Source organism: Bacillus sp. FSL K6-6038 (assembly GCF_038050455.1).
Lineage (GTDB): Bacteria > Bacillota > Bacilli > Bacillales > Bacillaceae_G > Bacillus_A > Bacillus_A pseudomycoides.
Window position 1 is genome coordinate 3,903,931 of sequence record NZ_JBBOUH010000001.1, and the last position, 22,053, is coordinate 3,925,983.

The 22,053-nt window shown below is 35.7% G+C and carries 22 protein-coding genes, 5 pseudogenes and 2 riboswitches; of the genes and pseudogenes, 11 read left to right on the top strand and 16 right to left on the bottom strand.

All coding sequences use genetic code 11. The annotated features are described in order from the left end of the window. Positions 1-23 precede the first annotated feature (23 nt). Positions 24-1,700: a glycoside hydrolase family 13 protein gene (locus NSQ40_RS20445; RefSeq protein WP_098158947.1), complete on the bottom strand. Its 1,677-nt coding sequence runs from the start codon at positions 1,698-1,700 to the stop codon at positions 24-26. A gap of 274 nt (positions 1,701-1,974) precedes the next feature. Between NSQ40_RS20445 and NSQ40_RS20450 the strand changes: the two genes are divergently transcribed. Further along, positions 1,975-3,075, top strand: a complete 1,101-nt coding sequence (locus NSQ40_RS20450) for an ABC transporter ATP-binding protein (protein ID WP_033796391.1) — start codon at positions 1,975-1,977, stop codon at positions 3,073-3,075. A 75-nt stretch (positions 3,076-3,150) separates the two neighbouring features. Here NSQ40_RS20450 and NSQ40_RS20455 read toward each other — a convergent pair. The 3 genes and pseudogenes from NSQ40_RS20455 to NSQ40_RS20465 all read right to left on the bottom strand — a co-directional run. Beyond that, positions 3,151-3,642, bottom strand: a pseudogene (locus tag NSQ40_RS20455) (SDR family NAD(P)-dependent oxidoreductase); the annotation flags it as partial. A 65-nt stretch (positions 3,643-3,707) separates the two neighbouring features. Further along, positions 3,708-3,804 (bottom strand): annotated as a pseudogene (locus NSQ40_RS20460) (flagellar motor protein). A gap of 283 nt (positions 3,805-4,087) precedes the next feature. Continuing rightward, complete coding sequence (locus tag NSQ40_RS20465; RefSeq protein WP_016116115.1) at positions 4,088-4,543, bottom strand: RDD family protein; 456 nt, start codon at positions 4,541-4,543, stop codon at positions 4,088-4,090. A gap of 145 nt (positions 4,544-4,688) precedes the next feature. Between NSQ40_RS20465 and NSQ40_RS20470 the strand changes: the two genes are divergently transcribed. Further along, positions 4,689-5,126 carry a DUF3997 domain-containing protein gene (locus tag NSQ40_RS20470; RefSeq protein WP_033796390.1) on the top strand — a complete coding sequence of 146 codons (438 nt, stop codon included), beginning with the start codon at positions 4,689-4,691 and terminating at the stop codon, positions 5,124-5,126. Between the two features lie 41 nt (positions 5,127-5,167). Here the strand turns inward: NSQ40_RS20470 and NSQ40_RS20475 are convergent, their stop codons facing one another. The 3 genes and pseudogenes from NSQ40_RS20475 to NSQ40_RS20485 form a co-directional block, all read right to left on the bottom strand. Then, positions 5,168-5,353, bottom strand: coding sequence for a hypothetical protein (locus tag NSQ40_RS20475; RefSeq protein WP_003199887.1), 186 nt, complete (start codon positions 5,351-5,353; stop codon positions 5,168-5,170). An 80-nt stretch (positions 5,354-5,433) separates the two neighbouring features. Continuing rightward, a complete protein-coding gene (locus NSQ40_RS20480; RefSeq protein ID WP_029426884.1) occupies positions 5,434-6,186 on the bottom strand; it encodes a hypothetical protein in 753 nt (250 codons plus the stop codon). A gap of 25 nt (positions 6,187-6,211) precedes the next feature. Beyond that, positions 6,212-6,879 (bottom strand): annotated as a pseudogene (locus NSQ40_RS20485) (DUF4184 family protein). A gap of 423 nt (positions 6,880-7,302) precedes the next feature. On the opposite strand from NSQ40_RS20485, the gene NSQ40_RS20490 reads away from it, so the two are divergent. Next, positions 7,303-8,055, top strand: coding sequence for an AAA family ATPase (locus NSQ40_RS20490; protein WP_003199884.1), 753 nt, complete (start codon positions 7,303-7,305; stop codon positions 8,053-8,055). 65 nt (positions 8,056-8,120) lie between these two features. On the opposite strand, the gene NSQ40_RS20495 is transcribed toward NSQ40_RS20490, so the two are convergent. The 3 genes from NSQ40_RS20495 to NSQ40_RS20505 all read right to left on the bottom strand — a co-directional run bounded on the left by NSQ40_RS20495 (position 8,121) and on the right by NSQ40_RS20505 (position 10,306). Next, complete coding sequence (locus NSQ40_RS20495) at positions 8,121-9,296, bottom strand: acetyl-CoA C-acetyltransferase (protein WP_003199883.1); 1,176 nt, start codon at positions 9,294-9,296, stop codon at positions 8,121-8,123. Between the two features lie 141 nt (positions 9,297-9,437). Beyond that, positions 9,438-9,887, bottom strand: coding sequence for an NUDIX hydrolase (locus NSQ40_RS20500; RefSeq protein ID WP_003208272.1), 450 nt, complete (start codon positions 9,885-9,887; stop codon positions 9,438-9,440). Between the two features lie 125 nt (positions 9,888-10,012). After that, positions 10,013-10,306 (bottom strand): DUF3928 family protein, encoded by a 294-nt coding sequence (locus tag NSQ40_RS20505; RefSeq protein WP_003199881.1) that lies wholly within the window; start codon positions 10,304-10,306, stop codon positions 10,013-10,015. Between the two features lie 308 nt (positions 10,307-10,614). On the opposite strand from NSQ40_RS20505, the gene NSQ40_RS20510 reads away from it, so the two are divergent. Further along, on the top strand, positions 10,615-11,232 hold the full coding sequence (locus tag NSQ40_RS20510) for an ImmA/IrrE family metallo-endopeptidase (protein ID WP_003199880.1): 618 nt from the start codon (positions 10,615-10,617) through the stop codon (positions 11,230-11,232). 138 nt (positions 11,233-11,370) lie between these two features. Here the strand turns inward: NSQ40_RS20510 and NSQ40_RS20515 are convergent. Both NSQ40_RS20515 and NSQ40_RS20520 read right to left on the bottom strand, forming a co-directional pair. Continuing rightward, a pseudogene (locus NSQ40_RS20515) lies at positions 11,371-11,740 on the bottom strand (HAAS domain-containing protein); the annotation flags it as partial. After that, a pseudogene (locus NSQ40_RS20520) lies at positions 11,689-12,069 on the bottom strand (PadR family transcriptional regulator). The pseudogenes NSQ40_RS20520 and NSQ40_RS20515, both read right to left, overlap by 52 nt. Positions 12,070-12,203: 134 nt before the next feature. On the opposite strand from NSQ40_RS20520, the gene NSQ40_RS20525 reads away from it, so the two are divergent. Further along, positions 12,204-12,980 carry a 3-hydroxybutyrate dehydrogenase gene (locus tag NSQ40_RS20525; protein WP_003199877.1) on the top strand — a complete coding sequence of 259 codons (777 nt, stop codon included), beginning with the start codon at positions 12,204-12,206 and terminating at the stop codon, positions 12,978-12,980. Between the two features lie 44 nt (positions 12,981-13,024). On the opposite strand, the gene NSQ40_RS20530 is transcribed toward NSQ40_RS20525, so the two are convergent. The 4 genes from NSQ40_RS20530 to NSQ40_RS20545 form a co-directional block, all read right to left on the bottom strand. Continuing rightward, complete coding sequence (locus NSQ40_RS20530; RefSeq protein ID WP_016116126.1) at positions 13,025-13,186, bottom strand: YvrJ family protein; 162 nt, start codon at positions 13,184-13,186, stop codon at positions 13,025-13,027. 254 nt (positions 13,187-13,440) lie between these two features. Next, positions 13,441-14,511: an S-methyl-5-thioribose-1-phosphate isomerase gene (gene mtnA / locus NSQ40_RS20535; RefSeq protein ID WP_033796389.1), complete on the bottom strand. Its 1,071-nt coding sequence runs from the start codon at positions 14,509-14,511 to the stop codon at positions 13,441-13,443. Further along, positions 14,508-15,689, bottom strand: a complete 1,182-nt coding sequence (gene mtnK, locus NSQ40_RS20540) for an S-methyl-5-thioribose kinase (protein WP_097786589.1) — start codon at positions 15,687-15,689, stop codon at positions 14,508-14,510. The genes mtnA and mtnK overlap by 4 nt, the downstream gene beginning before the upstream one ends. Before the next feature lie 90 nt (positions 15,690-15,779). Then, positions 15,780-15,921: riboswitch (SAM riboswitch) on the bottom strand. A 74-nt stretch (positions 15,922-15,995) separates the two neighbouring features. After that, positions 15,996-16,862, bottom strand: coding sequence for a carbon-nitrogen family hydrolase (locus NSQ40_RS20545; protein WP_097786633.1), 867 nt, complete (start codon positions 16,860-16,862; stop codon positions 15,996-15,998). A gap of 14 nt (positions 16,863-16,876) precedes the next feature. Between NSQ40_RS20545 and NSQ40_RS20550 the strand changes: the two genes are divergently transcribed. The 6 genes from NSQ40_RS20550 to NSQ40_RS20575 all read left to right on the top strand — a co-directional run bounded on the left by NSQ40_RS20550 (position 16,877) and on the right by NSQ40_RS20575 (position 21,923). Next, positions 16,877-18,067, top strand: coding sequence for a pyridoxal phosphate-dependent aminotransferase (locus NSQ40_RS20550; RefSeq protein WP_097786590.1), 1,191 nt, complete (start codon positions 16,877-16,879; stop codon positions 18,065-18,067). A gap of 52 nt (positions 18,068-18,119) precedes the next feature. Then, a riboswitch (SAM riboswitch) is annotated at positions 18,120-18,225 on the top strand. Between the two features lie 64 nt (positions 18,226-18,289). Then, on the top strand, positions 18,290-19,534 hold the full coding sequence (gene mtnW / locus NSQ40_RS20555) for a 2,3-diketo-5-methylthiopentyl-1-phosphate enolase (protein WP_003199871.1): 1,245 nt from the start codon (positions 18,290-18,292) through the stop codon (positions 19,532-19,534). After that, positions 19,531-20,190, top strand: coding sequence for a 2-hydroxy-3-keto-5-methylthiopentenyl-1-phosphate phosphatase (locus NSQ40_RS20560; protein ID WP_033797249.1), 660 nt, complete (start codon positions 19,531-19,533; stop codon positions 20,188-20,190). The genes mtnW and NSQ40_RS20560 overlap by 4 nt, the downstream gene beginning before the upstream one ends. After that, on the top strand, positions 20,187-20,825 hold the full coding sequence (locus NSQ40_RS20565) for a methylthioribulose 1-phosphate dehydratase (RefSeq protein ID WP_097786591.1): 639 nt from the start codon (positions 20,187-20,189) through the stop codon (positions 20,823-20,825). Before NSQ40_RS20560 ends, NSQ40_RS20565 begins: the two co-directional genes overlap by 4 nt. Continuing rightward, complete coding sequence (locus tag NSQ40_RS20570; RefSeq protein ID WP_097786592.1) at positions 20,803-21,315, top strand: cupin domain-containing protein; 513 nt, start codon at positions 20,803-20,805, stop codon at positions 21,313-21,315. The genes NSQ40_RS20565 and NSQ40_RS20570 overlap by 23 nt, the downstream gene beginning before the upstream one ends. A gap of 332 nt (positions 21,316-21,647) precedes the next feature. Continuing rightward, the gene (locus NSQ40_RS20575) at positions 21,648-21,923 is read left to right on the top strand and encodes a hypothetical protein (protein WP_003199868.1); all 276 of its coding nucleotides are present in this window, start codon (positions 21,648-21,650) and stop codon (positions 21,921-21,923) included. Positions 21,924-22,053: the final 130 nt, after the last annotated feature.

The window sequence follows — 22,053 nt, forward strand, 5'->3', positions numbered from 1 at the left end:
CATTTCTGACCCAAGGCTTTTCATTATTTTAACTTGTATACCCTCGCTTCATATGGCTGTAAATCGATACTCTTACTTGTTTCATTTTGTACATCATAATTGTGTATCAATAATTCTGAACTATTATAATTTACCTCTTCTGGCATTTCAAATACACACTCATTCTCAGTAAAGTTCGCAATGACAAGTACTTTCTCATCTTTCCATGTCCGCATATAGGCAAAAACAGATGGATGTTCTTCAAAAATTAAATCATATGTTCCATACACAATGATTTCATGTTTTTTACGAAGTTCAATTAATTTTTTATAGTAATAAAAAATAGAATTTTTATCCTGCAACGCTTGTGTCACATTAATTTCTTTATAATTAGAATTTAATGCAATCCATGGTTCTCCAGCTGTAAATCCAGCGTGCTTTCCATCATCCCATTGCATTGGTGTTCTAGCATTATCTCGCCCTTTTATATAAATCGATTGCATTACTTTTTCTTCATCTTCACCACGCTCTATTACTTTTTCACGGTACATATTCAGCGTTTCAATATCTCGGTACTCATCAATCGAATCAAAGTGAACATTTGTCATCCCAATTTCTTCTCCTTGGTAAATATAAGGAGTACCTTTCATCATATGAAGTACCGTCGCTAACATTTTCGCTGATTCTATGCGGTATGTTTTATCGTTACCAAAGCGTGAGACAACACGAGGCTGGTCATGATTGTTCCAATACAAACTATTCCATCCTGTTTGTTCCAACGCTTTCTGCCATTTTGTTAAATTACGCTTTAACGTTAAGAGTGAGCATGGCTTTACGTCCCATTTTCCTCCTTTTCCAGAATCTAAATCCATATGTTCAAACTGAAATACCATTTGTAATTCTTGACGTTCTTCAGCTGTATACAGTTTAGCCTCCTCTGTTGTTACACCCGGCATTTCACCAACAGTCATAATATCGTATTTCGACAATACTTTCTGATTCATTTCATGTAAGTATGCATGAATATTTGGTCCATTCATAAAGTATTGATGGCCTGATACATAACCTTCTTTCTCCGTTTTCACAGTTGGTAATCCCTCTGTTTTAGAAATAAAATTAATCACATCCATACGAAAACCATCGATTCCTTTTTCAAGCCAAAACTCCATCATCTCATAAACATCTTTTCGCACTATTTCATTATCCCAATTTAAATCTGGTTGCTTTTTAGAGAATAAATGTAAATAATATTCATCTGTCGCTTCATCATACTGCCAAGCAGATCCACTAAAAGCCGCTTCCCAGTTATTTGGCTCTTTTCCATCTTTCCCAGGACGCCAAATATAGTAATCTCGATACGGGTTATCTTTTGACTTACGAGATTCGATGAACCAATTATGTTCATCAGAAGTATGGTTAACAACTAAATCCATCATTAATTTCATATCACGTTGATGCATTTCACTTAATAATTCGTCCCAATCGTTCATTGTTCCAAACTCATCCATAATATTACGATAATCACTAATATCATAGCCATTATCATCATTGGGAGATTCATAGACTGGTGATAACCAAATTACATCTATACCTAAGTTTTGTAAATAATCAAGGTTTGAAATGATTCCGCGAAGGTCACCAATTCCATCACCATTACTATCCATAAAGCTACGTGGATAAATTTGATATACAACACTTTCTTTCCACCATTGTTTTTCCATCATGCTACCTCATTTCATTTTTAAATCGAAAAATCCAGGCGCAAACGTTTTCATTAATGAATGATAACAGATTTTAAAACAAATGAAAACAGCGCTTACATTTTTCTATTTTAATTTAGCCAATTTTCACAGAGAAGAGGCTTTATTTATTAAATATCCCCCCCTTTATGAAAACGTTTTATTTTTTTGTATCATTTTTATTTATTTTTTAAATACATTCGTTTATAATGAACTCAAAGAAAACGTTTGCATAATTTTTCTAGGAGGAAAAGTCATGGCAGAACTAAAGTTAGAAAATATTTATAAAATTTATGATAATAACGTAACAGCAGTAACAGACTTCAATTTACATATTCAAGATAAAGAGTTTATCGTTTTCGTTGGTCCATCTGGCTGTGGAAAATCGACAACATTACGAATGGTAGCTGGACTTGAAGACATTTCAAAAGGGGAATTTTCTATTGATGGTAAGGTAATGAATGATGTTCCTCCAAAAGATCGCGATATTGCAATGGTTTTTCAAAACTATGCACTCTATCCACATATGAGCGTTTATGACAACATGGCATTTGGATTAAAACTTCGTAAAATCCCAAAAGACGAAATTGACCGCCGCGTAAAGGATGCGGCTCAAATTCTAGGGCTTTCGGAATATTTAAATCGAAAACCAAAAGCATTATCTGGTGGACAACGCCAACGTGTTGCGTTAGGTCGTGCTATCGTTCGTGACGCAAAAATTTTCTTAATGGACGAGCCATTATCAAATTTAGATGCAAAATTACGTGTAGCGATGCGCTCAGAAATTTCTAAACTGCATCAAAGACTTGGGACAACAACAATTTATGTAACACATGATCAAACAGAAGCGATGACAATGGCTTCACGCCTTGTCGTTATGAAAGATGGAAAGATTCAACAAATCGGTTCACCAAAAGAAGTATATGAAACACCGGAAAATATTTTTGTTGGTGGATTTATTGGCTCACCTGCAATGAATTTCTTCCATGGTAAATTAACAGAACAATACTTTGTTATAGATGATAAGGTAAAAATCAAAGTATCTGAAGGCAAAATGAAATTATTACGCGAACAAGGTTATGTCAATCAAGAAATTGTATTGGGGATACGTCCAGAAGATATCCATGACGAACTTTTATTTTTAGAGGCTTCACAAAGTACAACATTTACAACTCAAATTGAAGTTGCTGAACTATTAGGTGCAGAATCTATTTTATATATGAAACTTGGAAATCAAGATTTTGCAGCCCGTCTGGATGCAAGACATACCTTTACACATGGTGATCAAATCAAACTTGCATTCGATATGAATAAGGCACATTTCTTTGATAGTACAACAGAAAAACGTATTCGATAAAGCACCACTTTTCTTTACGTCATACAGATACAAAAAAACCGTCCACATATGTATTTCGGGCGGTTTTTTTGTATCTGTATGAAATGACTGTTCTTTTGTACTAATAATACCGAAAATAGGTAAATCAGTTAGCATTACTTCTTCTTGATGTTTCATAAAAGATGCCGTCAATTGTTTTAGTTCTATCCAAACGTCATTAATACAAAGTACATTGGAATCGTTCTCTTGTTGACGTAAGAAAATAGAATCTATTTTATATAAACCCGCATTATTAAAGAGCATATCAATACGATTATAAGCGTCAATAGCAACTCCAATGACACGTTGCCAATCTCCTTGTTTCGCCATATCATGAGTAACAAAAAGGGCTTCACCACCTAAATCTACGATTTCCTCCGCTGTTGCTTGTCCATTTTCCTGATCAATATCCGTCACAATTACTTTTGCACCTTGTTCTGCCAACAAAAGAGCCGTACTACGTCCAATACCGATGCCACCGCCAGTTACAACGGCAACTTTTCCTGCAAGCTTCATCGTCATTACCCCTTCTGTAAGTCTTACCGTCATTCAGTATACTCCTTTCGCCCGTAGCTCTGCAAGCAGGAAAAGCCAACACTCCCATTTGTAAACGTTCACTTATTTGTTTTCCCTTTTTTCTTATTATAGTATTGATCAAAAGCTAGACCGATAAAAATAAGTACCCCAAAAAATTAAGTTACTTTCTGTCATTTCGATCTCCCCCTTGTTATATAACACATCTATTTCATTTATCATATCATTTTCCTAATTTTCAGTCTAATACAACAAAAAAATAGGATGTGTTAAAAAGTTTACTATTGCTTGCTTTTTAACACATCCTGCATCAATATGAAGGGTACTCTATAGGAGATGTCCGCCCTATATGAACTCCATTATACGAATTAAATTTATCGAATTTCGTAAAAATTTAAGGGTACATATATTTTTTAATACGTCCTAAATATAACTCTTTATCATTCTATCCTAGTATTCTTTAAACGAGACTCATCACTTTCGTTTTCATAATTAAGTCATGGAACCCACAATTATCGTGACGGAACAACATCATATATACGTTACAGATAGATGGAATTCCAAGTAACAATATGTTTGGTAATAACAATACAAAGAACCGTACTGTTAGCCTTTGAATTGTTAACTTTTCACTTGTTAATGATACAAGTCTTGTTCGGGTTATTTTTTTACCAATTGTACAGCCATTCCATATAAATGGAACAAAAATAAAATAGATAGCCATTAATATAAAAACAAGCGCAAGATCATATCGATAATCACCTAAGCTTATATTAAAACGATTGAAAATGGCCCCATAATTCCCCGTTACAACTGCCACAACAGCACCGTACATAACCGAGATTAAAAACATATCGATAATGGAAGCACCTATGCGATTCATTACTACCGCTGGACGATGCATCTTTAACTTCATTTTATGTCGACTCCTTTGTATCCTTCTTTACCTGTCTCATCGTACCATTTCTAAAAACCATTGTAAACAACTCATATATTGGCGTTTCTTTTCCTTTTCTTGTACAATATGTTTACCACAAGCATTTTATAAGGAGGTTCTCATATTGAAGCGATTGATGACCGTAATTGCCATTATACTTTTGACTGGTTGCACAGCAAACTCTAGCCATTCAGCTTACACCATCAATGAAGAATATGAACTAATAAATACTTCCGGAAATGCATTTGAACTTTTTCCAAAACAAGACGCTGTATATGCTACACAACATGTCCCAGCTAAAATTGTAGAAATTGCATGGGACGATATATATATTATTGCAAAACAAATTGAAGAAAAATCCGATCCCAATAACCCAGAATCTAGTATTACAAATAAACGGAGCGAACATTACTGGATTATTGATATGAACAACAATCGTCGTTTTGGTCCTTATAATGAAAAACAATTTCAGGAACAAAAAGAAGCATTTCGAATTTCTGAACAATTACAAACCGTAGAAACCTATTTAAATGAGCAAAACAAACGGTCAGTAAACGCCTAATAACGGCTGTTTATTTCAAGAACCAAAAATAGTATATTTTTTCAGTCCATTTGCTGATTTTTATAGCTTGGATGTTCCCCTGTTATCGCGATAACAGTACCGCATTTTTCACAAATTTCTACCTCTGCGACTGCTTGTGCAAATAAAGTAAGATAACCTTTTTGGTCTGGTGCTATCGTTGCTTTTTCTATCTCCTTACTACCGCATTCGTAACATCTTTTTTCCATTTTTCTTCCCCCTTTGCACTTTATAATACATTCGCTTTGATTTGACAAATTTCCTGTTCTTTTTCTATACAAAAAACATCTCACTTAGACAGTGAGATGTTAAATGTTTGCGGTTCTGTAACCGTTTCATGTGTATCACCCGTTGCAAGAACATCTGTTGTAAATGAGATTTGAGTAATCTCTTTTTTCTCATCCTCGAGTATTAATCCAATTATCCCTTCCCTCGTCTCACCTGGTTTATACTCTTCTCTTGTAACACTTTTTGTACCTACAAGCGTATCCTCTTCATATAAAAAGTTTTGTTTTGGGACATTAAAGTGCTGCGTTTCATTAATAGTAATATCATTCATAGAGAAAAACTGCATGTCTTTATCTCCACTATTTTCTACCTTATATGTAATTTCAACATAACGCACTTTATCTCCAATGTCTTTTCCACTTAACGAAGCGTACAACTCAGCATCTTCTCGATTGACTTTGTCTCCAAGTCTACGCTGCACTTCTTCTGGACTTAATGCTGTATATACTTTCAATGTATCTTTTGCATCTTGACTCATTTGTGATAATGCAATAACCTTTACATCTTGTACATGAATTTTCATTGGAGCTACTTCAAACGTTTGATTAACATGTTTTAACCTCTCTAATTTAAATGTTCCCCATCCTTTTTCTTTTACAACCTGTCCAACTTTCTTTAATTCCTTGCCACCGTATTCAGTTGTTTCTGGAATAGATTCTTTCTTTACTTCTTTTTTTTCTTCCTTTTGAAAACAACCGCTTAACAAAACGATAGAACTACATAAAATACAAATACTTTTCCATACTTTCATCATCTTACTCCTAACACTCTCATTCATACTAACTCGATTCTTCTCTTGTTTCGTATATTACGGAAACAATGAATAGACCACAAAAAACACTTGTAAATCCAGAAACTATTATACTCCCTATTTGTAAAATTTGAAAATAGGGGTCTAGCAACGCGTGCATAGTAAACACTACTAACGCCGTAATCATCGTCCATCCCCAATATTTCCTTTTCTCTCTTGCTGAAACTATATCTACTTTTATTTGAAAATCTCGATGTTTCCATAGAACATATATAAGCAGTAAAAAAACAAGACATGTACTCCCGTGCTGCATGAATTTATATATCGGCATGGAATATATATGTTGTTGTAGAGATGGTAAATTCATAACAAAATAACCCATCTTATGGGTAAAAGCATCCCAAACGACATGTGTAAGCATACCGAATAATGCAGAATAGAGAAAAACAAAAATTTCTTTCCCTGAAGTAAGCCTCCATGGAATAGATGCTACATAACGATAGTAGACTGAAAACGAGCGGTAAGTTCAAATAAAAGAACCCTAAATGTATGTCCAATGACACCATATGGTCGAAAATGCAAAAAATATTCAAAATCGGGTACCATACTTCCTAATACTAGCGCTGTTACTGAAACATATCGTTGTTTCTTGCAAAAAGGAATGACAGCAGCAGGATGCGCAAATGTAAACGGCATATGTTACTCCCTTCTGAAACCAAAAAAATATTTCTATGTAAGACACCCTCTATCATAACGATATCGATTCTTGATATGCAACACTTATTTTGACATTGGAATATCCACAACTTACATGATACAATCCAAATGTAATATTTAGGAAATGGAAGTGATATCATTTTGTCCCTAATGTTTGTCTTCCTCCTTATTCTATGAGAACTTTTTATAACCACGTATATAGGCTTTTTTCTATGGAAATATATAAAAATAGTAAAGTATATTCCAAATCTACTAGTTTTTATAGCTACTATACTGATTTTTATTATAAAGAGACACACCTATGGCTGGGAAGGACTAGGTTTCTCAGCTTTGCAAGTTGCCTGATCCTTGTACTTGCTGCTATATTAGAAACAAAATCTTCAACGAATTGAGGTATATATTTTGAATGAGCGTACAGCCTTTCTAAAGAACGTCTCCTTACAAAAAGAACATATCCCTAATTTTTCCGTGTATCCATATTGCTTACCCGCTATCCGAACATTACAATCACTAGACTTCCATCCAAATGTAACATTTATAATTGGAGAAAATGGAACTGGGAAGTCTACATTGTTAGAAGCCCTCGCCATCGCTTTAGGATTTAATGCGGAAGGTGGAACAAAAAATTTCCGTTTTGCTACACATGATTCGCATTCATCCTTACACAAATATATTCGCGTAGCAAAAAGCGTCGCGACACCAAAAGACGGATTCTTTCTGCGAGCAGAATCATTTTATAATGTTGCTTCTTATATCGATGAAATTGATTCTGAACAGTTTTTGGGAGGTAAGGTTATTGATTCATATGGTGGTATTTCCTTACACAATCAATCACATGGTGAATCATTTTTTTCTTTATTTATGAACCGTTTTACAGGACAAAGCTTATATATTTTAGACGAGCCTGAAGCAGCTTTATCTCCAATGAGGCAGCTTTCTCTGCTCATTCGTATGCATGAATTAGCAGAGAAAGGATCACAATTCATTATCGCAACTCACTCTCCTATTTTGATGGCTTATCCAGAGTCCAATATATATTCTTTCTCACAAGAAGGAATCACAGAAGCAATCCTAGAGGAAACTGAGCATTATCAAACGATGAAACTCTTTTTCGAGAATCGGGATCGCTTGTTTCATCATTTGTTCCAATCATAAAGCAAAAGGTAATATTACTCGTTGATACCCAAAAAAAGAAGGAGCAGCTCGCTGCTCCTTCTTTTTTATAGTGCTTCTATAAATAACGCTACTCCAATGCCACCACCGACACAAAGAGATGCAATTCCTTTTTCTAAACCTCGTCTTTTTAATTCGTGAATTAAACTTACCGTAATACGTGCACCTGTGCAACCAATTGGATGTCCAAGTCCAACACCACTTCCGTTGACATTTACTTTCTCACGATTTAAGCCAAGTTCCTTCTCAACCGCTAAGTATTGTGCAGCAAAGGCTTCATTGATTTCCAATAAATCAGCATCTTCTAATGACCAATTTACTTTCTCTAAACCTTTACGAATTGCTGGTGCTGGACCAATCCCCATAATCTTCGGATCTACCCCAGCTACAGAATAACCAACAATTCTAGCTAATGGTTGTAAGCCTTTCTCCTTAGCCTTTTCTTCACTCATTAATACTAAAACTGCACTTCCATCATTAATACCCGAGGAATTCCCTGCAGTTACTGATCCACCTTTACGAAATGCTGGCTTTAGCCCCGCCAATTTTTCTGCTGTAATATCTGCACGTGGATGTTCATCTTTTGAAAATACTACTTCTTTTCTACGCTCTTTTATTGTAATAGGAACAATTTGCTCATCAAAATAGCCTGATTCAATTGCCTGAAGCGCTAATTGATGGCTACGCAGCGCAACTTCATCTTGTTCCTCCCTTGTAATCTCATATTGTTCAACTAAATTTTCCGCTGTTTCGCCCATCATAATATGATGCAACGGATCTTCTAAAACTTCCCACACCGTATCACGAATTTCTCCGTGCTGAAGACGTTGTCCCCAGCGGTGCTGTTTCAATGCATAAGGGCTTGAGCTCATCGCTTCTACTCCACCTGCAACAACAACTTCACTTACGCCTAATTGTATTTGCATTGCCGCTGACATAATCGCTTGCATACCTGAAGAACATTGACGCTGGATTGTATAACCTGTAACTGTATCTGGAAATCCTGCTGCTAATGCAGCTGTTCGCGCTGTATTCGCCTCATCTGTTCTTTGAATACAATGACCTAAAATCACTTCATCAACTTCATGTGGTTCCACTCCGCCTCTTTTTACAGCTTCCTGAAGTACAGGAACAGCTAATTCCACTGGTGTTACATTTTTTAATGCTCCTCCAAAAGTTCCAATTGGTGAACGAACTGCAGCTGTAATGACAACATTATGCATCTTGCACTTGCCCCTCTCTTATGTACCCTAGTAAGTTTTTGGATGGTATAACATAAGATGTATATCTGCATTTATCATACTACAAATATACCGAAAAAATCAAAATATTTAATATAATAAAAATAGGAGGAATATTCCCTCCTATTCTGTTAGTGCATATAAAAATTTTTGTAAAATTTTCTCTGTTGTTTTATTTAAATTTGGCAACTTTTCAGCAGGAAAATATCGAAGGTCCAACCCTTCTTCATCAAGCTTTATTTCTCCGCTCACATAATGTGCTTGATATAGATGAATCACATTATAAATTTCATCCCCATTTGGATAACGATAATATACATCTTTCCCAGAAAGAACACCAAGAAACTGCAACATCTTCGCTTCTAACCCAGTTTCTTCAAATAGCTCTCGTCGAGCCGTTTCTTCCGTCGTTTCTCCTAGTTCCATCGCGCCACCTGGTACACCCCAATCATATGTATCCGAACGATATTGAAGCAATACCTCTTGTTTTTCGTTTAAAATAATCACAGCTGCTCCTACAAGAATGAGCGGCCTTGTACCGACTGATTTTCGTAATTCTTCAATATACCCCATTATATAAACTCTCCTCTCCTTTCCTCTCCTTCCTTATCATAGCAAAATTCCTTATTTTTTTGTGTGATGTGAAAAAATATTCCTACTAACAAAAAAAGGAAGCATTCGCTCCCTTTTCATTACATTTATTTTCGAAAACTTTCATATTTAACTGCTTCAAATGCTTTTTCAATCTCTTCATTTCGATAATGAACGTATGTAAAGCGCCCTAATTCTACTAACCGAGCGATTTCTTGTAATGTTTTTTGCTGCTCATATGTCTCTTCAATCGTTACCTGTACATAAAATTTCATAAGTGGATGTTCATATAAAGACTCTCCAACTTCCACATATACATCCTTCACCCCTTGAACCACCTTTACATAACTTGCAAACTGGTAAACAGCTTCTCGGTCTGATACAATTTTTAATGTATACATACATTCTCCCCCTTTTCTTTTACTATAGCAGAATAAATAACATATAATGTAATTAAACTATGAATATTTTTCGACTTCTTTTACTCATTCTTATATTCCATTCTGCATTAATCTATATTTTGCTTGTCAGTCAAAAAAACAGCTATCAATAAACAAATTACACCAATGTACCTTCTCTCAATTTATATAAATATTGGATTTTTTCAATTTATTGAAATACATCCCTTTATAGGGTTTATATCCATACATAGTACTTTCCCGTCACATACAGTATAGCAATAGACTGTTTTCCATTTGAGGTGTTTCTAATGGATCCATACGTAAATATATGTATTTGCATTACTCCAGGCTCCGATATTACAGACGACCGTATTGCAAAAGACTTAGCAGTCGCCGAATCAATATGGCAGCCAATTTCATTTCAAATTAAAGACGTTATTATACTAAATGAATCATTTAGATTTCACGATGGTGAAATTAGTTATATTGATTCTATCCAAATCCAACCAAAAGTTTCTTCTTTTTTTAACACTTGCTCATCACAAATTCCAAATTGTGACATTTATATTTGTTATATTGGAAGCAATTATTTTAAAGAGCAATCCGTAATTGCATGTGCCTATTCATTCGTTATAAACCAAATCCTCACAGGTTATATCATCCTTACTAACGCCGCTTCTCCTATGAAAAATATATATACGCTTGCTCATGAAATTGGTCATATTTTATTCACACGACGTATAGAAGGGAAACTTACACATGCTGACCCTCACTCGCAAACCGGCTCTGAACATCACCCTTCTTCCACAAACCTCATGTATCCAATTGTACCTCGGCCTGATCAAGTACACATTGATTCTTTATTAACAAAAGAACAGCGAGCATTATCTTTACAAAGTTCTTTATTACACAAAGAAAAACAGTAACCCATTCGTTACTGTTTAAAATAAAATATTCCAGCCTATATGCCCAATACCGGCCACAAAGAAAAGGCGATCCTATATATTCACTTTTCTTGTCTCTAATTTTGTATGAATCATTACAAGAACAAATAAAATAGCTAATTTTATAAACCCTATCCGAAAAGCCATTTTACGGGAAGCTATATTAGGTGCTACAAGTGCGATCATTCATGCCATACCCAATACATTGAACGAATGAAATCTGTAATGGCCCGTTATCATTTACAATTAAAATGGAAGCAATAACCCAAAATACAACAATATTCATCACTGTATATCCGATTTGTTTCCAGCTCTCTCTTCGATCTTTTTCCATTACCCGAACAAGCTCATTTACATATACTTTCGGTGAGCTTCCAAAAATATCCTCTATACTTTTCCCATCATTCTCACCTTCAATTAAGTGTAGTTCTGCATCTTCTAAAAAACTCTCAATATCACTTTCTTTGATAACCTTTGCCGCCAAAAAGATTCACGCCTCCCCTTTCCTTTCAGCAAACGCCCTACACTACTTTGCATCGCTTCCCAGCGATCCATAAATTCATCCAGTGTATCTTCACCTTTTTATGTTAATATATAATATTTTCGCTTTGGACCAGATGGAGATTCCTTCATTGTACTTGTTATTAGCCCTGCCTTTTGCATCCATATTAATAACGGATAAATACTTCCTTCACTTGTCATTGTGAAACCATACTTGGCTAGCTTTTCACTCATTTCATAGCCATATATTTCGCCTTCAGAAATAATGGCAAGGAGACCTCCTTCTAAAATCCCTTTCAGCATTTGACTTGTCGACATGATCCAAATCCTCCCTCTATCTTGTTATGCAAGATAGATAACCACATTTTCCCCAAAATCTTTGCAGGATTTTCGTTACACCTCCTCTAAATAGAGCAATAAGATAAATTCTATATAAAGGGGTGTTTTTCATTGTGGTTACAAATCGTGTTGTCTTTTTAACAGGTGCTGCAAGTGGTATTGGTTATGAAATGGGAAATGCATTTGCAAAAGAAGGAGCACAAGTGGTCATTAGTGATCGCCTTGAAGATCGTGCAAAGGAAGCTGCCGAACAGTTGCGCAAGGAAGGATATGAGGCAATCGGTCTAAGATGTGATGTTACATCTGAGCAAGAAATATCAGAAGCTATTTCTGAAACTATTACTAATTTCGGCTCACTTGATGTGTTAATAAATAATGCTGGTATGCAACACGTCTCACCAATTGAAGAATTTCCAACCGATAAGTTTGAACTTCTTATTCAAATCATGCAAATTGCGCCGTTCATTGCAATAAAACATGCGTTTCCAATTATGAAAAAACAAAAGTATGGACGAATTATTAATATTGCATCTATTAACGGTCTTGTCGGATTTGCTGGAAAGGCTGCCTATAATAGTGCCAAACACGGTGTGATTGGTTTAACAAAAGTTGCTGCCTTAGAAGGAGCTGTACACGGCATTACTGTAAATGCTCTTTGCCCAGGCTATGTTGATACGCCTCTTGTCAGGAATCAACTCCAAGATTTAGCGACAACACGAAACGTTCCACTAGAAAGAGTATTAGAGGATGTCATCTATCCCCTCGTACCTCAAAAACGATTGCTAGCTGTTCAGGAAATTGCCGATTATGCTTTATTTTTAGCAAGTGAAAAAGCAAAAGGAATAACCGGCCAAGCAGTTGTTATTGATGGGGGTTATACGACGCAATAATCTTTGTTACAAAAGGCTTTGCTCATTGAGAGCAAAGCCTTTTGTCATTTTGTTTCGTGCGGAGCTTCATACCTTGTCATCTGTTGTGGTAATTTCTCAATTGCAACAATTACACCATCTAATTTACTTTCAATACGATGCAGTAAATATAATGTCACAACAATTGGAAATCCAACATTACCGATCATAGATATCCATTCCCCCATCTATTTCCCCTCCTTTCTTTTAAATAAATAAGCAAAAGAAAGGAAATTGGGCAATAAAAAAACAAGCTACTGTATATTATATATATCCCTTTTAATTTTCCGACATATAAGTCGCAATTATGAAAACAAAAGAAGTTCTCCACTCATTTTCTCCTTCTATTTTCATATGGCATGGGGCTAAAAAAGGCATTGACCGCCCTACCCATAGGCGGATGCTCTCTTCCACCTAAAAGGAATGGCTTTATGTCGGTCTTTCAATGCGTATTTATATAGCTTGTTTTCTCAAATAATGAAGCAATCTCTACGGCATAATCTCCTTGTAGAATTCCTTTTTCAGTAATAATTCCAGTAATTAGATCATGAGGAGTTACATCAAATGCAGGATTATAAACACCGACTCCCTCGGGAGAAATTTGTTTTCCAAAAATCTTTGTAACTTCAGTCTCATCTCGTTCTTCAATTACAATTTCAGTACCAGTTTTTTTCGTAATATCAAATGTAGAAAGTGGAGCAGCAACGTAGAAAGGAATATGAAAATATTTTGCTAGTATAGCTAAATTCAAGGTTCCTATTTTATTTGCTGTATCACCATTTGCGACAATTCGATCTGCTCCTACAATAATAACAGAAATATTTTTTGTTCGAATAGCATGTGCCGCCATATTGTCCGTAATGAGCGTTACATCAACACCAGCTTGTTGCAATTCCCATGTAGTAAGACGTGCTCCTTGCAAAACAGGTCTTGTTTCACATGCATAAGCTCGTAAATTCACCCCACGCTCTTTTCCAATATAAAATGGAGCTAGCGCTGTTCCATAACGAGCAGTAGCAATACTTCCGGCGTTACAAATCGTTAAAATATGGTCACCATCTTTAAACCTAGTTAAAGCATGCTCTCCAATACTACGACATATATTTTCATCCTCTTGCTGAATTTCAAGTGCTTCCTCTTCTAATATTTTTCTTGCTTCTTTTATTGTTGTTGCTTGCTTAATAGAAGCTGACATGCGATCAATTGCCCAAAATAAATTAACAGCTGTCGGACGTGAAGTTGCTAAATAATTACAATCACTTTTAAACTTTTTTTCAAATTCAGTGATATTCGTAACATTATATTTTTTTACTGCAAGTGCTAATCCAAAAGCAACTGTAATACCAATTGCAGGTGCCCCGCGCACTTCTAACATAACAATACTTTTCCACACATCTTCAATAGTGTTCAACGTTTTATATTCTACAACATGCGGTAACCGCGTTTGATTTAATAATGCAATAGAATCTCCTTTCCAACTTATAGAACGCGGAACGGCAACTGTTGTGTTCATGCTTTTACCCCTCCCAAAACACTATCTTGAAATAACGTTTGGAACAATCTAGCATTCGCACCTGTCGTTTCATGTAATAATAACTCTCGACCTAAATATAATGCATGCTTTTTAGCTTGAATTCTTCTATTCTTATCCTTAATTCCATCTAAATCTACTACATGCGCTAATCCAATTGTTCGACGAATGATTTCACAACCAGCAAATCCAACTGCATCAGCAAAAATATTTTGTAGTACAATCGCAAGCCATCGTTTCTCCTTTGTATATGGTTCTACCCCTTCTAGTACCCATAGCTTTGTAAATACTTCTACAAAATTACTCCATGTTTTTTCAATATGATAGAATAAAATATTTCGTTTCTCGTCTTCTCTTGATAGTGCATTCAACAATAAATTTGCAATAAATTGACCAAGGTCAAATCCAAGCGGTCCAAATGTTGCAAACTCCGGATCAATTACCTTCGTTTCAGAAGGTGATGAAAAAATACTACCTGTATGTAAATCACCATGAATTAACGCTTCTTTTCTAGTTAAAAATTTATATTTATACTGCGCTACCTGTAATTTTAATTTCTTATCACACCAAAGTTCATCTAAGACAGGTTGCAATTCTTTCTCATAATCGTTTGTTTCATAGTTTCCAAACGGATCTGTAAACACAAGATCTTCTGTAATTTTACAAAGATCAGGATTTACAAACTTTCCGTCTAACACCCTTTTCTCTTCTGCTAGTAGGCCAAAATCTGACGTATAGAACAAAACATGTGCTAAAAAACGTCCAATATGCTGAGATAAAAGCGGATAGTCTTCCCCTTCTCTCAATCCTTTACGAGTAATTGTAAGAGTTGACAAATCTTCCATTACTGTCACAGCTAACTCTTCATCATGACCATATACTTTCGGAACGTATTCTGGTACATATTTTGCAAAAACTTGTAATGCTTGACTTTCAATTGTGGCTCTACTTAACGAAAGTGGCCAGCTTTCTCCAACGACTTTTGCATATGGAAGAGCCTGTTTTACGATAATACCGCGTTCTCCATCATGGAGCCTAAATACATAATTTAAATTTCCATCTCCTATTTCATGACAAGTTACCTTTGCCTTTTTCTCAAAGTATCCATGCTCTTTTACATATTGAACTGCTGTTTCTTCTGTTAATGAACGATATCCCATTTTCTTATCCCCCTTTTTTAATTCAGAGGTTTTTCATCATAAGAAAAACCTCTTTCCATGAAGAAAGAGGTTTGAAGTTCAGCTTCTCCCCTCTTATCTGTCAGAAAGCTATCCTTTCTGCTGGAATTAGCACCGTGCCTTTTTGGCGCATAAACGCCCCATCTCACAATGGTATTACGGTCGGTTGCTGGGTTTCATCGGGCCAAATCCCTCCACCTGCTCTTGATAAGAGTTGCATGATTTATTTGAATTTTTAACTTTCTGCTACAGACTATAACAAGAATAAAAATCATTTGTCAATATTTTTTATTTATATAATTCTGGACGTCGATCAGTAAAGACAGGAATTCCCTTACGTACTTCCTTAACTTTTTCTAAATTTAGCTCCCCATGTAAAATAGATTCTTCTTCTCCTGCTTCTACTACAATTTCTCCCCATGGATCAACAATAAGAGAATGTCCAGCAAACATATTATCCGGATCCTCTCCTGCTCTATTACATGCAACCACATAACATTGATTTTCTACCGCTCTCGCTTGAAGAAGTAAACGCCAATGGGCTAAGCGAACAAGCGGCCATTCTGCTACAACGAATAATACATTTGCCCCTCTTACAGTATGAACACGTATCCATTCTGGGAAACGAATATCGTAACAAATTGTCCCCCCGCACTGCACATCATCTAACGTGAACTCACCGGTTCCATCACCAGCTATTAAATACTTATGTTCGCCCATTAATTGGAACAAATGTACTTTACTATATTCATTTTGCACTTCACCTTCGCGATTCACAACATACATCGTATTCGTAACACCTTGTTTTGTTTGCTTTGCAACAGAACCCCCAACAATATTCACCGCAAATTGCTTCGCCCATTCTGATAGAAGTTCTTTCGTTTGTATTCCTCCTTCATCTGCAATTTCAGGAAGGCGTTTTAAATCATAACCAGTCGTCCAAAGTTCTGGTAATACAATAACGTCTGGTTTTCTTTGCATCGCTTCTCCTATTTTTTTCTTTGTATTTTCAATATTTGTGTTCACATCACCAAAAGCAATATCCATTTGAATACATGCGACTTTCATTTTATCCGCCCCATTTTCAATTATTTTTTCTTTACAAAAACTTGGAAAGGTTATATCATTTGTCACTAGAATTGTAACAACTTTCAAAAGAGGTGGAAAGTATGAAACATTTTCAACCTTCCGAGATTGTAACATCCTTACCAACACAGTTTTTCGCTTCACTTGTTGCAAAAGTTAACAAAGTGGTTGAAGCAGGTCACGATGTTATCAATCTAGGGCAAGGCAATCCAGATCAACCAACACCGCCGCATATCGTAACAGCTTTACAACGTGCAGCAGAAAAAGCAATTCATCATAAATATCCGCCATTTCGCGGACATGAAAACTTAAAAACAGCCGTTGCAACGTTCTATGAACGTGAATATGGAGTCGAAGTAAACCCTAAAACAGAAGTTGCTGTTTTATTTGGCGGAAAAGCAGGGCTGGTTGAATTACCGATTTGTTTTACAAATCCTGGCGATCCAATTCTTGTACCCGATCCAGGATATCCTGACTATTTATCAGGTGTCGCTTTAGCAAAAGCAAAATTTGAAACGATGCCGTTATTAGCAGAAAATGATTTCTTACCAGATTACACTAAAATCGATGATACTATTGCCAAACAAGCGAAATTGATGTTTTTAAATTATCCTAACAATCCAACTGGTGCTGTCGCATCAAAAGAGTTCTTTGAGGAAACAATTACATTTGCAAATGAAAATGATATTTTAGTGGTTCATGACTTTGCTTATGGAGCAATTGGTTTTGATGGTAACAAGCCAACTAGCTTCTTACAAGCAAATGGCTCGAAAGATGTTGGCATTGAAATTTATACATTATCAAAAACATTTAATATGGCTGGTTGGCGCATCGCCTTTGCTATCGGTAACGAAAGTGTAATTGAAACAATCAATTTATTGCAAGATCATATGTATGTCAGCATTTTTGGCGCTGTACAAGAAGCTGCTCGTGAGGCACTATTAAGTTCACAATCTTGTGTAACTGAACTAGTTGATCGCTATGAATCTAGAAGAAATGCCCTTATTTCAGCTTGTCAATCAATCGGCTGGAATGTAGTCGCACCAAAAGGCTCTTTTTTCGCTTGGCTTCCCGTTCCCCATGGTTTTTCATCTGAACAGTTTGCCGATGTATTACTAGAACAAGCACATGTAGCAGTTGCACCTGGAGTCGGGTTCGGCAAACATGGCGAAGGCTACGTTCGTATTGGATTATTACATACAGAAGAGCGACTACAAGAAGCTGTTCAACGAATCCAGAAATTAAAAATTTTCAAAAAACCATTGACATTCTAAAAAAACTCTGTCAAAATTCAGATATCGTAAAAATTCAAACATTTCTAAATACTTCTTATCAAGAGCAGGTGGAGGGACGAGCCCGACGAAACCCGGCAACCGATCTACAATTGTAGGCACGGTGCTAATTCTCGCAGCATTACGCTGACAGATAAGGAGCTGGTTGTAAAAAAACCTCTCCTTAGCTGAGAGGTTTTTTTATTTAACTAGGAGGTTATAAAAATGAGTGGAATAACAGCAACCTATTTAATCCATGATGATTCTCATAATTTAAACCAAAAAGCAGAACAAATTGCTCTCGGTTTAACAATTGGTTCATGGACTCATTTACCACACTTATTACAAGAACAATTAAAACAACATAAAGGCAATGTCATTCATGTAGAACAATTAGAAGAACAAGAGCATGTAAATACGTATCTCGGAAAAAAAGCGACACGTGGACTCATTAAAATTCATTATCCATCACTAAATTTCAGCCCTGATTTACCAGCTATTTTGACAACAACATTTGGAAAATTATCACTAGATGGCGAAGTTAAACTGATTGATTTAACATTTTCAGATGACTTAAAAGAACATTTCCCTGGCCCTAAATTTGGCATTGAGGGCATTCGAAATCTCTTACAAATTCACGACCGTCCACTTCTGATGAGCATTTTCAAAGGAATGCTTGGACGCAATATAGGATATTTAAAAACACAGCTCCGTGATCAAGCAATTGGTGGTGTAGATATTGTAAAAGATGATGAAATTTTGTTTGAAAATCCATTAACACCGCTCACAAAACGAATTCATTCTGGAAAAGAAGTGTTACAGTCTGTATACGAAACATATGGTCATAAGACTTTATATGCAGTGAATTTAACAGGACGTACATATGATCTTAAAGAAAATGCAAAACGTGCCGCCACAGCTGGTGCAGATATTCTTCTGTTCAATGTATTCTCGTATGGATTAGATGTATTGCAATCACTTGCGGAAGATGATGATATATCGATTCCAATTATGGCACATCCTGCTGTAAGCGGCGCATACGCTTCATCGGAATTATATGGACTTTCTTATCCATTGCTACTTGGAAAGCTACTTCGTTATGCTGGTGCAGATTTCTCTTTATTTCCATCACCATACGGCAGTGTTGCATTAGAAAAAAAAGAAGCTCTTCTTATTACAAGTAAACTAACTGAAAAAGATCAATCTTTAAAACGAAGCTTTCCTGTTCCATCAGCTGGTATTCACCCTGGTTTTGTTCCGTTTATCCTTCGTAATTTTGGCAAGGATGTTGTCATTAACGCAGGTGGTGGTATTCATGGTCACCCAGCTGGAGCGCAAGGCGGTGGAAAAGCATTTCGAGCAGCAATTGATGCCACTTTGCAAAGAACACCATTGCATGAAGTAGATAACACTGATTTACATGCTGCACTGCAATTATGGGGGAATCCATCACGTGGGGTGAAACTATGAGTCTTCAAATTTTTTGTGACTTCGATGGTACGATTACGAACAATGATAATATCGTTGCGATTATGGAAAAATTCGCTCCACCAGAAGCCAAAACGATTAAACAAAAAATTCTATCACAAGAACTTTCTATTCAAGAAGGTGTAGGGGAATTGTTTTCTCTTTTACCTACAAGTTTACAAGATGACATCACTATTTTTATAAAAGAAACAGCGGTGATTCGGGCTGGATTCCAAGAGTTTGCACAGTTTGTCCAAACAAATCAGATTTCACTTCATATTATATCAGGAGGAATGGATTTTTTCGTCTATCCTCTTCTCAAAGGGCTAATCAGCCCAGACCATATTTATTGCAATACGACTGATTTTTCAGGGGAAACAATTAAAGTAAACTGGCCTCACCCTTGCGATGAACATTGTAAAAACAACTGCGGTCTTTGCAAATCAACGCTAATTCAGCAATTAAGTTCAAACGGTGATTTTAACATTGTAATTGGAGATTCGATTACAGATTTACAAGCAGCAAAACTGGCTGATAAAGTATTCGCTCGTGATTTTCTCATTACAAAATGCCAAGAACATCAAATTTCCTATACAGCATTTGAAACGTTTTATGACATACAGACAGAAGTTCAGCAATTGTTGGAGGTGATAAAATGAGACAACTTTTTCGTCAATGGGAAGAATTGAGTAAATTAAAAAAAGAATTAACGGATCGCAACTGGTTTCCTGCTACAAGTGGAAACATTTCAATAAAAGTGAGTACCACTCCAATGACCTTTCTTATTACAGCAAGCGGAAGAGATAAAACGAAAACAACACCTGATGATTTTCTATTAGTTGATCAAACTGGAAAGGCTGTTTTAGAAACCGATTTACGCCCTTCAGCAGAAACATTGCTACACACTCATATTTATAATCATACAGAAGCTGAATGTGTCTTACATGTCCATACAATTGATAACAATGTAATTACAAACGTATACGACAAAGAAATCTCATTTTCTAATCAAGAAATCATTAAAGCTCTTAATATATGGGAAGAAGGAGCCACTATCAAAATTCCAATTATTGAAAATCACGCTCATATTCCAACGTTAGGAGAAGATTTCCGAAAACATATTCATGATGATGCTGGAGCTATATTGATTCGCAACCATGGCATTACCGTTTGGGGAAAAGATAGCTTTGATGCAAAGAGAAGATTAGAAGCATATGAGTTTTTATTCCAATTTCATATAAAACTATTATCAATTCAAGGAGGCGTTTCACATGGCGCAAATTCGTATTCATGAAATAAATACCCATATTGAAAATGAACAGGAAGTAAAGCAATTTTTACATGGAGAAGGCGTTTTATATGAAAAATGGGATATTTCAAAACTTCCTACTCATTTAAAAGAAAACTACTCCTTAACTGATGAAAACAAAAAAGAAATTTTAACAGTATTTTCTAATGAAATCACCGATGTTTCAGAACGTCGAGGTTATAAAGCACATGATGTTATTTCCCTTTCAAATGCAATGCCTAACCTCGATGAGTTATTAATTAACTTTAAACAAGAGCATCATCATACTGATGATGAAGTTCGCTTTATCGTCAGTGGGCATGGTATCTTTGCTATCCAAGGCAAGGATGGTCGCTTCTTCGATGTTGAACTTGAGCCTGGTGATCTAATTTCTGTACCTGAAAATGCAAGACATTATTTCACATTACAAGATGATCGCCAAGTTGTAGCTATTCGTATTTTCGTTACAACAGAAGGCTGGGTTCCTATTTATTAAGGTAGTTAGTTGAATAAAAGGGATTGGATCCCCTTTTCCTTCCTTTTATTTACTCTACATATATACATCCTCCTATGGAACAGGCTTATTTCACGAATATGAAATAAGCCTGCTTTTTTATTTTCTCTCGCCTTGCAATATCTCCTGATGGATGAGGATTCATCATCAAGGGGGAATGGTTCCTCATGATATTTTTCATTTTATCAAGTATGTTTCTCAATAAATTTTGAACATTTTTTGAACTTTTTTCTGAAAATTCTGTTTAAATTATGATATAATACAAATAATAGAAAATGAATTGAACAGAAAACCGCAAAAAGAGGAGGAAGAACATGAATTTAATTATAGCACTTATACTTGGGGTTACTTGTGGAGCTATTCCTGCTATTCTCGGGGCAATTATGGAGGAATTAGAAATCGGTATGTTAGGTTTTGTCGCATCTTCTGTAAGCGCTTTACTTTTTGGTTTGTACGGTGCTATACCTATCGCTATTCTCTTTGCATTATATATATTACGTCACGCTCGTACAAAGCAATTTAGTCGCAATCATATGGCCAAAATCATTCCATTTCCAATCGAACGCTCTCGTCGTGCTTCTAGCTTATAATCCCATTACATTGTATCTCACATTTTTATATCCTCACAATACATCTACCTTAATACAACCTGCCTTTATCAAAATTAGCTTCCAATTTTCCTAAAAAATATATTAAACAAAATAAAAAGTCCTCAAACGA